This is a genomic window from Virgibacillus litoralis, from assembly GCF_017873675.1.
GTDB classification, from domain to species: domain Bacteria; phylum Bacillota; class Bacilli; order Bacillales; family Amphibacillaceae; genus Lentibacillus; species Lentibacillus litoralis.
In genome coordinates, this window is sequence record NZ_JAGGKK010000011.1 from 90431 (window position 1) to 104887 (window position 14457).

Consider the following 14457-nt stretch of genomic DNA (forward strand, 5'->3'; position numbering starts at 1 on the left):
AAGGCAAAAAAACAAGGGAGGTATAACAATGATTTTTCTGCTTTCATCTTTTCTCTTTTTAGGTGGGCTTCTCTATGGAATGTATTTGTTAAGGTTTGGACTTTTTAACCTATCAACTAACTCTTTAAGAAAATGGCTGATTAGCTTAACCAATACTTATTGGAAGGGCATCCTATTAGGCATCTTTATTTCAGTAATTCTTCAAAATGGTTCTATCGTTATGGTTATCACTGTGGGATTAGTTGCTACAAGACTACTCACCTTTCCTGAATCCGTTGGTTTTATATTAGGAGCAAATATTGGAGCAACTTTAACCATAGAGATAATTACCATAGATCTTCAATCTTATTTCATTCTGCTAGCGTTTATTGGGGCAATATTATGTTTTTTTAACAATAGGAATTCAATTTGCATGGGTTACGCATTAATTGGATTATCACTAGTGTTTGGGGCTATGTGGGGATTCGAAATGATTGCAATCCCTATAAGCGAGCTGGAATATGTGCGTAATTTATTTCTTAATTCAAATCATAATAGCGTCTTTCTTATTTTACTTGGAACGGTCCTGACAGCAATTGTTCAATCGATAAACGCACTTTCTGGCATTGCAATGGATATGCTTGCAGCAGGGGAAATCGACTTACGTACTGGGGTTTCACTTATTCTGGGGGGGAATATCGGTGCAAGCGCTACTGTGCTTATAGCTGCTATTGGTTCTGGTAAAAAAGCTCGGCTAACTGCTTTTGCCTACACATGGCTGAATGTCTTAGGAGTCGCTTTATTTTATCCACTTATAGATATACTCATTTCTGTCAGCACCAACTTCTCATCACAGCCTGAAATACAACTTGCACATATCAATATCATCTTTAATGTAATTGTCTCCTTACTTGTCCTCCTTTTTGCCAATCAATTCGTAAGGCTTATTCAAAAAATTCATAATCAGATTAAGTAATTTAGACTAGCTGTTATCATCTTGCACAAATCCAATTCACCAAAAACAGGCTGTATAGAGCATTTCCACAGCCTGAGAACTGCTTACTTATTTATATTGTCCCCTTCATCCCTCTGAATTTCTACATGAACCTTTCTTAATCGCCGACCGACAACTTCCTTTACACTTATCTTTAAATTTTGATAAGTAAATGAATCTCCTTCTGAAGGTATTGCTTCTAGATTTTCCATAACCCATCCCCCTAAAGTAAAATAGGAACTTTTCGGTAAGGATACTTGAAGCATCTCAGCAAAGTCTCGTAAGTGGTATTGAGCATCACATATATAGACTTTTTTATTTATTTGAGATACTAAATTTAATTGGTCTTCATTCTCATCCAATATTTCTCCAACAATCTCCTCTAAGATGTCTTCTATAGTTACAATACCTGCTGTTCCTCCAAATTCATTTAAAACTATAGCTAAAGGCATTTTATTTTTTTGCAGTTGTGGTAAAAGGGTTGAAATCTTCATAGACTCTGCAACAAACAATGGCTTTCTTAGTAAATGATATATATTTACTTCTTTATACTTTAATAAGTGGGTTAGAAATTCCTTTTCGGTTATAAACCCGATAATATTATCAATATTCTCCTCATAAACAGGTATTCGTGAAAAGCGCTCTTCAAAAAAAACATTTTTTATTTCTTCAATGGTCATGTTACTATCAATAGCAACCATATCCAAACGCGGTGTTAAAATTTCTCGTACAAAGGTCTCATCCAAATCCATGGATCGATGGATTAACTCACTTTCTGCTTTATCAATAACACCCTCTTCCTCACTTATACCTAGGATAATTCTTATTTCATCTTCTGTGACCGATGGTAAGTTATTTTTCTTTGAAATAAATCTTGAAACAAAAAATACCTTGAATTTAAGGAAAAAGTAGTTTATCGGGGTAAGTAACTTTATTAATATATATAATACATGAGATATTGCTAATGAATAGGATTCTGCATGTTCCTTCGCTAAAGACTTAGGAAGTATTTCTCCAAATATTAATATCAGTATAGTCATTACCACTGTACTTACTACTACTCCAATATTCCCGCCAATTATTTCATTAGATAATTTCGCTGATATACTTGCTGCCGCAATGTTAACCATGTTATTTCCCACTAAAATAGTTGAAAGGGTTTGATCAAAATTGCTACTTTTAACAAGCTCAAGAGCCCGTTTGCTACCTCGCCTGCCTTCGTTCACAAATTTCGTTAACCTTATTTCATTAACACTTGAGTACGCTGTTTCAGATGACGAAAAGAATGCTGACAACATAATTAGTGAAACTAATAGAATTATAAAACTCACAGATACCAAAAACTCACCCCTATAAACAACGTATTTCTATTTCAACTCTTTTTGCTGAAGAAGTTTCACAGATAACCAATTATTGACCTGTACATTACCTACAATGCACCTATAGTTTGTGTTAAGTAACTCTATTGAATGGATTTTTTCAAAAAAACTACCTTTCTCCATTCAGGAAAAAGATAGTATCCTGTCCAATATTACTTGGTCATTTTAAACTCAATCATATCAATTCTTTCGCCAACCGCTATAAAAGTACTACCAGAACTGTTGGAGAAATAGGCAAGATCTCTTTTTTTATCATATTTTACAAACTTTTCAACTCCTGATATATCTTCACCATTCATCATTAATTCTTGTACTGCTGTACCAGTTGGGGTTTCTGCCAATAATGATTTTATAGGGTTAAACATTTCTATGTCCTCCTTTTTCTTTAAGATACTATACTATATTTCATTGCGGCAGATTTTGTATGTGCTTTTAATGGAGTGTATAGTAAAATGTGCACTTGATATAAGACAAGGGTACTAGGAGGTAGCCAAAAGGGACACACAAGTCTATTTGCGTCTTTCTGCAAAAGATTTTTTTACCTCTATTTAGACACCTGTTATTATGAGAAAGAAGATATTGGACTTGTGCTTTGTAGTAGAAATGAAGGTCCACTGAGCCTATTGGAGAAGGGTGTTGCTATGTAGATTGTGAAACAAAAATAGCAGTGTTCACCGAGGAAGTCATTGAATATTCTACGAGGCATTACTAGATATGATATACAAACCCATATCACCAACCTAAAGCTACTGACAGCTTAAACGTATCAGTGGTATATATGGAAACCCTATTAGTTAACATGTTATCCTATAAACACGAATTATCATCGGGGTGATTAAATGAAAATAGGAATTATTGGATTAGGTGATATTGCGCAAAAAGGCTACTTGCCTGTTCTCTCTGAAAAAGAAGGAATTGAACTTGTTCTTTGTACCAGAAATGAAGGCACGCTAAACCGGTTATCAAAGAAGTATAGAATTAATGAAAAGGTGCAAACAGTAGATGAACTGATCACCAAGAATATTGATGCTGCTTTTGTAAGCACTGCTACAGAAGCACATTTTGAAATAGCTGAAAAATTACTTAGAAGTGGAATACACACATATATAGACAAGCCAATATCAATGGATTTTAACGAAACCAAAAAAATTACAGAGCTCTCAAAGGAAACAAATACATTAGCCATGGTAGGTTTTAATAGAAGGTTTATCCCGAAAGTTAAAGAGCTAAAGAATCATGGTAAACCAAGCCTGGTACTCATTCAGAAAAACAGATTTTCCTTACCAGATTATTTACGAAGATTTGTTGTGGAAGATTTCATACATGTGGTAGATACACTTAGATTTCTAATGGATACAACTGTTTTGGATGTAAAAGTAGTGAGCCAGAAAAATGGTAAAATGCTTGACCAACTGGTTATACAGCTTATTGGTGAAGGGTGTATCGCTATGGGGATAATGAACAGAAATGGCGGTGTCACCGAAGAAATCATTGAGTACTCTACCGGGCTCGATAAATATGTAGTTAACAATCTTACTGAAACAACCCACTTTCATAATAAAGAAATACGTATTGCTAAGTCCGGCGACTGGGAGCCAACCTTATATAAACGTGGTTTCTATCAGATAGTAGATCATTTTATTGATTCCGTAGAAAATAACAAATTACCTGACCCGTCTATTGAGGACTCACTGATTACTCATGAAATATGCGAGAGAATCGTGAAACAGATTGATCAAGATGCTTAACAATAGGCACAAAATATAAAGTTAAATACCCCAAGTTTCTTTTATGAAACTGGGGTATTTATGCCTTAGTATTCTGATAAAGGATACGGAGTTTTATTTATAATATACTTTTTCAACGTTGTATTTTGATTTAAGTTCATTAATAATATACGTTTCATAAATCTCTCTATGGGCAGGATCCCTAACAGTACAAACTTCAATCTTGCTTACTTCATCCCTGTGCAATTTGATCGGTGATACATTATCATTAAAGTGCTTTTTAATTCTTGGTCTTAACTTCCTTGCTTTTCCAACAAACAATAACTCCTGATTGTCGTTGTAAAACATGAAAATTCCACCCTTATCTCTTGTAATCAGGTGAAAATCTGTAAAACCGTATATATTACTAAGTTCCGGATTATCCTGTTTCGTAATGGTGACATCTGGTGTTGGGATGGTTATATTTATCATTATGCTCACTTCCTCTTCCTGCGTTGTTGTGTAAATGCTATCACAAATCGACATGTATTACTATTTACGTACATATTAAGCCAAGTCGTAATAAAAAAACCTGGCATCTACCCTTTTCAAAGAGCAAATGCCAGATTTAACTAATGACTTGCGCTGTTTACTATATAGAATTGACGATTACTAATTATTATTTCTGAAACCTAATAATTAACTATGGACCAGCTTCTTTTCGTTTAAATCCAACGCCTCCACTATGGAAGCATGAATTTCCCGATAAAGCTCTGGGTTCTCGACTAGTGAAACGCCATAAGAAGGAATCATTTCTTTTATTTTCGGTTCCCACTCTTTTAAATATTGCGGGAAGCATTTTTCTATTACCTCAAGCATGACGTGAGCGGCAGTAGAAGCTCCCGGAGAGGCGCCTAGCAATGCTGCTATCGAACCATCAGTGGAAGTGATTACCTCTGTACCGAATTGAAGCGTTCCTTTGCCGCCTCCCTCTGTGTCTTTAATAATCTGCACACGTTGGCCTGCTACTACTAAATCCCAGTCCTCACTTTTGGCATTCGGGATAAATTCTCGTATTTCTTCCATACGCTTTTCCTTTGATAACATAACTTGCTCAATCAGATATTTTGTCAATGGCATCTCTTTAGTTCCGGCCGCCAACATCGTTACGAGGTTATTCGGATTCACGGAATTTACTAAATCCAGCATGGAACCAGTTTTTAAGAACTTTGGCGAGAAGCCGGCAAATGGTCCGAATAACAGTGATTTTTTATTTTCAATATATCTTGTGTCAAGATGCGGAACAGACATTGGCGGAGCACCAACTTTAGCCTTGCCGTATACTTTTGCTTGATGCTGTGCTACAACTTCAGGATTGTTACACACCATAAATTGACCGCTTACCGGGAACCCTCCAACATGTTTTGATTCTGGAATACCGGTTTTTTGAAGTAAAGACAGACTTCCGCCGCCGCCACCGACAAAGACGAATTTAGATGTATGGTATTCGATTTTGCCGTTAACGTTATCATGAACTTTTACTTCCCACTTACCATCACTGGTACGTTGTATATCCTCAACACTGTGTTTGTAGTTTACCTCGACATTGTTACTCTCTAAGTGATCAAACAGCTTTCGCGTTAATGCACCAAAGTTAACATCTGTTCCAGAGTCAACTTTTGTAGCCGCTATCGGTTCATTCGATGTACGTCCTTCCATGATAAGTGGAATCCATTCCTTCAGTTTTTCTGGGGCATCGGAAAATTCCATCCCATGAAACAGAGGATTCTTTGATAGTGCTGCAAAACGCTTCTTCAGGAACGTTACATTTTTCTCTCCCCGCACAAAACTCATATGAGGTAATGGCATGATAAAGTCCTGTGGGTTATGTATCAAATTACTGTTTACAAGATATGACCAAAACTGTCTTGAAAGCTGAAACTGTTCATTAATTTTTACAGCTTTGCTAATATCAATAGATCCGTCCTGTTTTTCCGAAGTATAGTTTAACTCGCACAAGGCAGAATGGCCAGTACCCGCATTATTCCATTCGTTAGAGCTTTCTTCTCCTGCTTTGTCGAGCTTCTCAAACGCTGTAATATCCCAATTTGGGGCCAACTCTTTCAGTAATGACCCCAAAGTCGCGCTCATTACTCCAGCACCAATTAAGATAACGTCTGTTTCTTTAGGCATGTTACTCATATTTATCATCCTTAAAATGTTAATTTTACATAAAGGGTGTAGGCACAACTTAGTCATATACCGTACACTATAATCCATCTATATTGTATCATATTTATTTAAAACATAGCTTAATAAATTAACAAACTATCTAAAAATGAAGGAAATTGAATTTTTCTAATCTCCTTCCGTTTTAATCTGTTTCGTATTGACTTCATATGATTATTATGTGCGAATATTTCAATCGCCTTGTCCCATACTAAACCCAAAAAGGAGGGACATTGATGGCAAAGCGAACAAAGAAAAATGACCCACAGCAAAAGAATAAACAAGGATTTGATTCCAGTAAAACGGATTCGGAGTTCTCTAAGGAATTAGGTAGCGCAGCCGCAAATCAGGCACACAAAGAGAAAGCAAAAAAAGAAAGAGCATCAAAAACGCAAAATTAGTGAACAGGGATAAACTACAACATAAAAAGGAGTTCTAGCAGATATGTCTAAATCCAAACAACAACAAGAACGGGAATGGAAAGACAGAAAGCAATCACAAAATCCACACGGGAAAGTTAGAACTTTTGAAGAGATAGCTGACGAAACACGGAGAGATGGGAACAAGTAGGTAAGTCAAAAAAAGAGCCAAAACAGTGCAGTGAGGCAAATCCCCACTGCACTCACTGTCTACAGACTTACAAGTGTTTCCGTTCATACCGACTTTTTCATCCAATTTGAATACTATAAAAGGATTCGTTTGATAACTTTACTTAGTTTTTGAATTCCTTCTACTATCTCTTTTTCGTCAGCGTAACTAAATGATAGACGAAGGTATTCCGCTCCATCTTGCTGATTCAGGAAAAAATGTTTGCCTGGGATATAGGAGACACCTTCATCGAGAGCCTGGGTTAATAATTCCGATGTATCGACGCCAGCAATTTTTACCCACACAAAGTAACCACCTTCAGACACATACCAGGTGACCTGTTTTGGCATGTGCTGGTCCAATTCGGAAAGCAAGACAGTACACTTATGTTGATATGTTTCCCTCAAGGTTTTGAGCCGTTTCTCGAAGTCATTTCTTTCTAAAAAGGAAGCCATTGTAGCTTGGGCAAATGGATGGTCTAAATCCTTTTTAAACCAAGCCACAGCGGTAATCAATTCGGGTGCTGCAGCTATCCATCCGATTCGCATTCCCGGCGCCACTACCTTGGATAAAGAACCAAGATGCAGCACACGGCCTTCGTTATCTATTGCTTTTAATGGGTCTGCTTGTTCATGAAAGTATAATTCGCCATAAGCATCATCTTCTAAAATCAGAAAATCATATTTGGCAGCAAGCTCCAGCACATGTTTCCGGCGATCCATTGTCATCGTTGTACCTGTTGGATTTTGGAAAGTTGGGATCGTATATAAAATACGAGGAAGCGGGAGCCCTTCCCTTTTCCTTTCCGCTAACATCGCTTCTAATTTAGTTGTTTGCAGACCGTACTCATCCACTGGAATACTAATAAAGTGCTCCGTATAGTTTTGGAAGATTTCTAAAGCTTCCATGTACGTTGGCGATTCTATGGCAACGACAGTTTCATGATCCATTATAATGCGGGCAACTAGATCGATCGCCTGACATGCTCCAGATGTAATGAGAAGTTCTTCTTCTGAAACACGGATACCGCGACGTAACAACCTATCATTAATCTGCTCCTTTAGCTTTGCCATTTTAGGGCTTCCAACATAATGCAACGGTAAATCCTTCTCTTCCTCAAGCAGGCGGGTAACTGCTGCTTGAAGCTGTTCAACTGGGATAAGGTTAGGTGCAGGGAATCCAGAGCTTAAACGTATACAACCATCTGGAAGTGTTGGCATCCATTCGCCCGGTGGGTTATTTTTAAGTGCGGCTTTCGTGCTTTCAGTGAAAAAAGATTCACTATTCATTTCTATCAATCACCTTTCCATTAAAACGTGCGTTATATGGAGATCACTTTCTTCTATAATACCAAATAATAATAGAAAGCATTGGTGGCGAATACTTTTGGAGAGAAAAGTGCTAATAACATAATAATTAGCATACATTTCGCACCTGTTGTTGAAGAACACATTTTTTAACGGAATGAGGATCCGGTTGACTGATTAGATGGATCCTCATTCCGTTATTTCCTTGAAAATCCTCGTTTTAAGCATGGGGGCGGATCCTCATTCCGCTATTTGTCATTTTCGCCTCAAATTTGGCTGATTTTTTACTATTAGCGGAATGAGGATTCATCTCACCCTTCCGAGAGTACCTTTTCTGCTATTTAGCGGAATGAGGATTCACTTCGATTGGTTGGCGGTCACTCATTCGTGTGTTTTTTATATTTTCTCCCTAAAACTGAACTCAGACTAATTCACTAGAAAAATAATAAATGTGCCATTAATGCAGCAACTGGCAACGTCACGACTGTTCTTTGCAGGAAAATAATAAACAGTTGCGCAAATGAAACTGGAATTTTTGATTTTATTAATAGTATGCCAATTTCTGACATGTAGATTAATTGGGATAGGGACATTACACCTATAACAAAACGAGTAAGCTCTGACTCAATCCCACTTCCAATTACAGCTGGTAAAAACATATCTGCAAAACCAACAAGCATTGCAGGTGCAGCAGCTTGAGCCTCTGGAATTTGCAGTAATTGAAGTAATGGCACAAAAGGATATGATAAGTAATTAAAGATAGGCGTAAACTCCGCAATAACAAGTGCAACCGTTCCTAACGCCATCACCAATGGTATTAAAGCAAACCAAATATCGATCACATTCTGTACCCCGCTTTTTATAACACCGGGATAACTCTTGACCTGGTCTGCTTTTTCAACAGCCTGTTTTAATCCCCAGCGAAAACTAGATACCCCTTCTGGCACAACTTCATCTATTTGTTTCCCAACTGGCTCATAATACGTATTTTTCTTAATTGACAAAGGCGGGACCCTTGGACAAATAATAGCAGCAATTACTCCTGTTACAATTACGGTAAAATAAAACTGGATAAACATATGGTCAATATTTAAAAACCTTGCAATTACAAGACTAAAGGCAATCGAAGCAATCGAAAAGTTCGTTGCAACTACAGATGCTTCACGTTTTGTATAATAACCAGATTCATATTGTTGTGTGGTTAATAATACACCCACTGTTCCACTTCCCATCCATGATGCTAAGGCATCAACAGAGGAACGTCCAGGCAATTTAAATAAAGGAAACATTACTCTACGTACCAATGTTCCGATAAAATCCATCAACCCAAATTGAAGTAAAAGAGGCATAAATAAACAAGCAAATAAAAACCACACCATTAATACCGGTATCAAATCATATAGTACTACCCCGCCCGTAACACTCGACCAAATAAATTCAGGACCTATTTGATTCAATGTAAAGACAGCAAATAATGCGCCAATACATCTCAGGGATAACCAGAATGGCGTAATATCAAATAAAGCCGTTAAGAATGCGCTCTTTTTAACCGCATCTATAGTTGTAAACTTAACGATAAAACTACCAGCAGCAGAAATACAGAGGATAATTGTCATTATTGAAGGAATATAATCAGCTATCGCTCCCTGTAAACCATCCGCTAAAACCCCTAATCCTATTGTTACTTTTCCATTTACAGAAATAGGGACTAAAAATAGTAAAACTCCAATTAATGAGGGAAGCCAAAAGGCCATATATTGTTTGGCTGTAAACTCCTTTTTGTTCGCAACTTCTTCTGCCTGTTGTAGTTTTTCATTTAACATGAAGACTCTCCCCAACTTCTTTATATTTTAAGTAGATATTCTTGAGCGTACTATTTCCGTTTAGCTTAATAACTCAAAATATACATTAATTTGTATAAATATGCAACAGTGTATTTTATCTTGCTCCGTGTGATTTATCTTACTAATAAGCCTGTTTTCTTTATAAATAACTAGAAAACAGGCTTTTGGAGTAAATAAATAAATGTATAAAATATAGTATATTTTTTGAATTTTTTTTAATTTGCTCCGGTTTGCTTCAAAAACTTTGCTCCCTTCATATAGAAAAGCACATCTGTTTGTAGTACGGTTCTTCGTGGTAAATCTAAATGAGGTTTTTCAAATTAGTGTGTTAAAAAACCTTTATTTAAACTGAATTAATGGGTTGATCCCTTTTTGCTTCTTTCATAATTGGCTATTCAATATTTAATTTAATAATAATAATACGATAGGCAACAATAGAATTGAATTTCCCAAAGGAAAGAGGCGAATTGGTGAATGCTCTTAAAGTATAAATACTTTTTTTCAGTTCTCTGTCAATGGATTATCTTTGGAAGCATAATTGGTATAGTTGTTGGCTCGACAACCTATTTCCTTTTAGAAATAAACGATTATCTAGGAGATGATATACGATTAAAAAGGGATTGGCTTATCTTCCTTCTCCCCTTTGGAGGAATTATCATAGGATACATATATATGAACTACGGAAAGGTACTTTTGAATAATACTTTGAATGACACTGCTGAACTAAATAATCTGGTGATAGACTCAGTTCATGGAACAAAAGAGGTACCGCGGAGAATGGGACCTATCGTTTATTTCGCGACTTTTATCACAGTCCTTTTTGGAGGTTCAACTGGAAGAGAAGGTGCAGCTGTCCAAATGGGAGGAAGTGTCGCTGCTGCGGTAAACAAATTTTTTAAGGTTAACATATTCGACAAGAGACTTTTAATGATGAGCGGGATAAGTGCTGGTTTTGGTGCTGCATTTGGAGCACCTATCACAGGTGCTGTTTTTGGCATGGAGATGACTGCTTTAGGAAAGCTGAAATTTGAAGCACTTGTTCCTTGTCTTACGGCAAGCTTTGTTGGTCATTATGTTACTACAGCAGCATGGGGACATAAACACAAAGAATTTATAATACATACTGTACCGGAAATATCTATTAGTACATTTATAATAGTTATTCTTCTATCAGTCATTTTTAGCCTAATAAGTATTTTATACTGTCAGTTGAGGCATGGGATAGAAAAATTCTCTGAGAAACTTTTCAAAAAAAATCATATGAAGCGAGCCTTTTTTGGAGGTATTGTCATTGTAGTATTAACTTTAATCGTTAGTTCACAAGATTACAATGGCCGAGGATTACAGATGTTAGAACAATCTTTTATAGAAGACGTTCCACCCTTTGCTTTCCTGGCCAAGCTAATATTTACAGCAGTGACTCTTGGTACCGGCTTCGTTGGCGGTGAAGCCATACCTTTATTTTTCATTGGAGCAACATTAGGCAATACCTTACATACATTCATCGATTTACCTATGTCATTTCTCGCTGCATTGGGATTAATTGCTGTTTTTAGTGGAGGGGCTAATACCCCTATAGCAGCATTCCTGCTGGCAATGGAGATGTTTGATGGAAAAGGGTTAGAGTACTTTTTTGTTGCTTGTTTAGTCAGCTATCTATTCTCAGGACACCATGGACTATGGCCATCTCAAAAAATATATGAGCCTAAAAGCAGGTTATATAATACTCTTCGCGCGGAAACTATTGAAAACGTTGAAAAAAAGAAAAAACTTTAGAAAACTAGACGTAAAACAGCAATATGCTGCCGTTTTATTGCTCTAGTTCTATAAAGACACTTCACTAAAGAATAAAGTAAAGGATTTCATCCACAATAAACAAATAGATATTAAACCAGAATGAGTCAACCGTAAGTATATTTTAGTAACATTTGAAAAGAGGGGATCCTATTGGATTTACACTTCATATGGAAAGCTGTCGTCGTCGTGATAGGAGGAATCCTGATTTTACGGTTAGCTGGAAGAAAATCAGTCTCACAGCTTACTGTTGCTCAGACCGTCATGATGATAGCTGTTGGATCATTAATTATTCAACCTGTTGGCGATAGGAACATTTGGATTACAATGCTGATTACATTTTTAATGGTAGCTACACTTCTTTTTATTGAGTATATCGTTTTGAAATCGAATGCTCTTGAAACTTTAATTTATGGTAAAGGACTTGTAGTAGTTGAAAATGGCCAAATTAATGAAAGTAATTTAAAGAAGCTGCGGTTAACGGTTGATATGCTTGAAGTACGAATGAGACAACAAAACATTCAGCATTTTACTGATTTACAATGGGCTACTATAGAATCGAACGGTCAGTTAGGATATATGTTAAAGCCTGATAAACAATACGCTACTAAAGAGGATATTGAGATGCTTAAATCGATGATTGAATCAAATCAATCTAATCCTCCAAATGAACCATCAAAAACAAAAACAAGTGTGTCAGATAACATATTTACTGAGGTTAAAAATAGAAAGCATAAAGAAAAACCTAAAGAGAATTTGGATTAACAGTAATGATAAAAAATTCCAACTAAGCATGATGATTTACGTTTTCTCACTTTTATGATGATTGATTGGAGCGGAGGGCAGTCACTCCTGCGGGAACAGCACGTGTCCGAAAACCTCGATTAGGTGCGCCTGCGTCTTCTAGTAACGCTTCGAAGTACCCGATTGCGATAAACATTTCGAGGTTGTAGTGCTTCGTTTTTCAGTTTGGTAGATTAGGATGTCCGTTTCATTCTGCATTAGATCACTCTTTTTATTTCTTTTTTCTATTATTATATCATTTTATTACCTAATTAATTAACATAATCAGGAACATTTGTTCTTGTATTTGTTATTAGAAAACTTGGCTTATCGCCAATCCTTAATGGCGAAAGCCTTAGTTGCACTTATGCAGTAAGAAAGTATTTATACTTTCTTATCTGCCAAAAAATCCTTCAAACTTGTAATAGTTTAAAGGAATTAAAATCACATCATCTATATTGAACAAGAATTAGCGAAATGCTTTTGCTGCAGTGACAAATCCCTTACATCAAAACCGCAACCAGCCCAGGCGTTATAACCGATACAACCACCGCACTGACAACCATTGCAATCGTGCTGACTGATCCTGCGAGCTGGTTTTGTTCCATAATGGTTGCTGTTCCGATGGCATGTGATGCACTACCCATCCCGACACCGCGTCCAATTGGGTGAGTAATCCGGAAATACTTCATAACTGTTGAGCTGATTAGCACCCCGCCAATTCCCGCTATCATCACAAAAACTGCCGCCAAAGGTGTTGCTCCGCCAAGCGTGTCCGTGATGGCCATGGCCACCGGAGTAGTAACGGATTTTGGAGCAAGTGAATGGATAATTAGCTGATCAACCCCCGCCCATTTAGCTAGTAAAACACCTGTTGACACGCCAACTCCTGCTCCTAGTATCGTTCCGCTAAGAATAGGCACCAGCAATTTTTTCAATATTCTTCGCCGCTGATAAACCGGATAGGCGAGCGCCACAATCGCAGGACCTAGCATATGGTCTATCCATTCCCCACCACGCATGTAGGTATCATAAGGAACTTGAAACGCCAATAATATAGCAATGATGATAACCGTAGCTATAATGATAGGTATGGTAAATGCAGAATTGAACTTCTTGTATATATAGACTGCCGCAGCATATATCCCAACTGTACCGGTAATAGCGGCAATGGCAATTAGGCTATCCATCATGTTCTACTTCCTTCCCACGCATCATCCATTGCGTCACAAGTCCTGATCCTGCCATCACAAGCACCGTACTCACGAGAACGATCACAATCAGGAAAAATCCCTTCCCGGAAAAGACCTTGTAATAATTTATGATCCCAACCGTTGCCGGAATGAAAAACAGCGTTAAATGTTTCACAAAAAAATCGGCACCCTTTTCAACCCACACGTCCTTTACAACATTTGTTGAGAGAAGGATAAACAGAATAATTAACCCGATGACACTCCCGGGCACAAATAAATTCAGTGCTTCCTGAATCCATTGTCCGATTAAGTAGATTCCATATAAAAAAGCAATTTGGATAATTATTTTACATACCTTCAGCACTTGACGACACTTCTTTCAAAAAATAGTAGAAAGCTATAGTTGCACTTATGCAGTAAGAAAACTGCCGATAAATTCTATCATAGATTGATTCAGACTTTTTGAAAAGTGAAACAGGCTCCATACTGACAAATATATAGTAACGTACAGACTGTACCAGCGATGAGTCATCCTGCAAAATCATAATATCGTTTAGGACTACCCTTCTTTATACTATAATCGAATTTCCTTATAAAAAGGTGGCATATAACTATTAATAATTTTTCCATTCAAAATGCCACTATTTACAGAACAAAAACG

General features: G+C 36.9%; 14 protein-coding genes. 6 read left to right on the plus strand and 8 right to left on the minus strand.

Annotated elements, in window-relative coordinates:
* The first annotated feature begins 28 nt into the window (after positions 1 to 28).
* Positions 29 to 955 (plus strand): Na/Pi symporter, encoded by a 927-nt coding sequence (locus J2Z82_RS10915; protein WP_209480821.1) that lies wholly within the window; start codon positions 29 to 31, stop codon positions 953 to 955.
* 83 nt (positions 956 to 1038) lie between these two features.
* On the opposite strand, the gene J2Z82_RS10920 is transcribed toward J2Z82_RS10915, so the two are convergent.
* Together J2Z82_RS10920 and J2Z82_RS10925 are read right to left on the minus strand one after the other, a co-directional pair.
* Positions 1039 to 2313 (minus strand): hemolysin family protein, encoded by a 1275-nt coding sequence (locus J2Z82_RS10920; RefSeq protein ID WP_280922996.1) that lies wholly within the window; start codon positions 2311 to 2313, stop codon positions 1039 to 1041.
* Between the two features lie 191 nt (positions 2314 to 2504).
* Positions 2505 to 2717 carry a hypothetical protein gene (locus J2Z82_RS10925; protein ID WP_209480822.1) on the minus strand — a complete coding sequence of 71 codons (213 nt, stop codon included), beginning with the start codon at positions 2715 to 2717 and terminating at the stop codon, positions 2505 to 2507.
* 474 nt (positions 2718 to 3191) lie between these two features.
* Between J2Z82_RS10925 and J2Z82_RS10930 the strand changes: the two genes are divergently transcribed.
* Positions 3192 to 4100: a Gfo/Idh/MocA family protein gene (locus tag J2Z82_RS10930; RefSeq protein ID WP_209480823.1), complete on the plus strand. Its 909-nt coding sequence runs from the start codon at positions 3192 to 3194 to the stop codon at positions 4098 to 4100.
* Between the two features lie 93 nt (positions 4101 to 4193).
* Here J2Z82_RS10930 and J2Z82_RS10935 read toward each other — a convergent pair whose 3' ends face one another.
* Together J2Z82_RS10935 and J2Z82_RS10940 are read right to left on the minus strand one after the other, a co-directional pair.
* Positions 4194 to 4550 (minus strand): nucleotide excision repair endonuclease, encoded by a 357-nt coding sequence (locus J2Z82_RS10935; RefSeq protein ID WP_209480824.1) that lies wholly within the window; start codon positions 4548 to 4550, stop codon positions 4194 to 4196.
* 207 nt (positions 4551 to 4757) lie between these two features.
* Complete coding sequence (locus J2Z82_RS10940; RefSeq protein ID WP_209480825.1) at positions 4758 to 6317, minus strand: malate:quinone oxidoreductase; 1560 nt, start codon at positions 6315 to 6317, stop codon at positions 4758 to 4760.
* Between the two features lie 206 nt (positions 6318 to 6523).
* Between J2Z82_RS10940 and J2Z82_RS10945 the strand changes: the two genes are divergently transcribed.
* The gene (locus tag J2Z82_RS10945; protein ID WP_209480826.1) at positions 6524 to 6688 is read left to right on the plus strand and encodes a hypothetical protein; all 165 of its coding nucleotides are present in this window, start codon (positions 6524 to 6526) and stop codon (positions 6686 to 6688) included.
* Positions 6689 to 6731: 43 nt separating this feature from the next.
* The gene (locus J2Z82_RS19395) at positions 6732 to 6857 is read left to right on the plus strand and encodes a DUF6254 family protein (RefSeq protein ID WP_245251470.1); all 126 of its coding nucleotides are present in this window, start codon (positions 6732 to 6734) and stop codon (positions 6855 to 6857) included.
* Between the two features lie 113 nt (positions 6858 to 6970).
* Here J2Z82_RS19395 and J2Z82_RS10950 read toward each other — a convergent pair whose 3' ends face one another.
* Positions 6971 to 8164 (minus strand): aminotransferase-like domain-containing protein, encoded by a 1194-nt coding sequence (locus J2Z82_RS10950; RefSeq protein ID WP_209480827.1) that lies wholly within the window; start codon positions 8162 to 8164, stop codon positions 6971 to 6973.
* A 452-nt stretch (positions 8165 to 8616) separates the two neighbouring features.
* Positions 8617 to 10005: a YjiH family protein gene (locus tag J2Z82_RS10955; protein ID WP_209480828.1), complete on the minus strand. Its 1389-nt coding sequence runs from the start codon at positions 10003 to 10005 to the stop codon at positions 8617 to 8619.
* Between the two features lie 495 nt (positions 10006 to 10500).
* On the opposite strand from J2Z82_RS10955, the gene J2Z82_RS10960 reads away from it, so the two are divergent.
* Both J2Z82_RS10960 and J2Z82_RS10965 read left to right on the plus strand, forming a co-directional pair.
* A complete protein-coding gene (locus J2Z82_RS10960) occupies positions 10501 to 11802 on the plus strand; it encodes a chloride channel protein (protein WP_209480829.1) in 1302 nt (433 codons plus the stop codon).
* Positions 11803 to 11973: 171 nt separating this feature from the next.
* Complete coding sequence (locus tag J2Z82_RS10965; RefSeq protein ID WP_209480830.1) at positions 11974 to 12585, plus strand: DUF421 domain-containing protein; 612 nt, start codon at positions 11974 to 11976, stop codon at positions 12583 to 12585.
* A gap of 521 nt (positions 12586 to 13106) precedes the next feature.
* On the opposite strand, the gene J2Z82_RS10970 is transcribed toward J2Z82_RS10965, so the two are convergent.
* Positions 13107 to 13796, minus strand: a complete 690-nt coding sequence (locus tag J2Z82_RS10970; protein ID WP_209480831.1) for an LrgB family protein — start codon at positions 13794 to 13796, stop codon at positions 13107 to 13109.
* Complete coding sequence (locus tag J2Z82_RS10975; protein ID WP_209480832.1) at positions 13786 to 14160, minus strand: CidA/LrgA family protein; 375 nt, start codon at positions 14158 to 14160, stop codon at positions 13786 to 13788. Before J2Z82_RS10975 ends, J2Z82_RS10970 begins: the two co-directional genes overlap by 11 nt.
* Positions 14161 to 14457 lie beyond the last annotated feature (297 nt).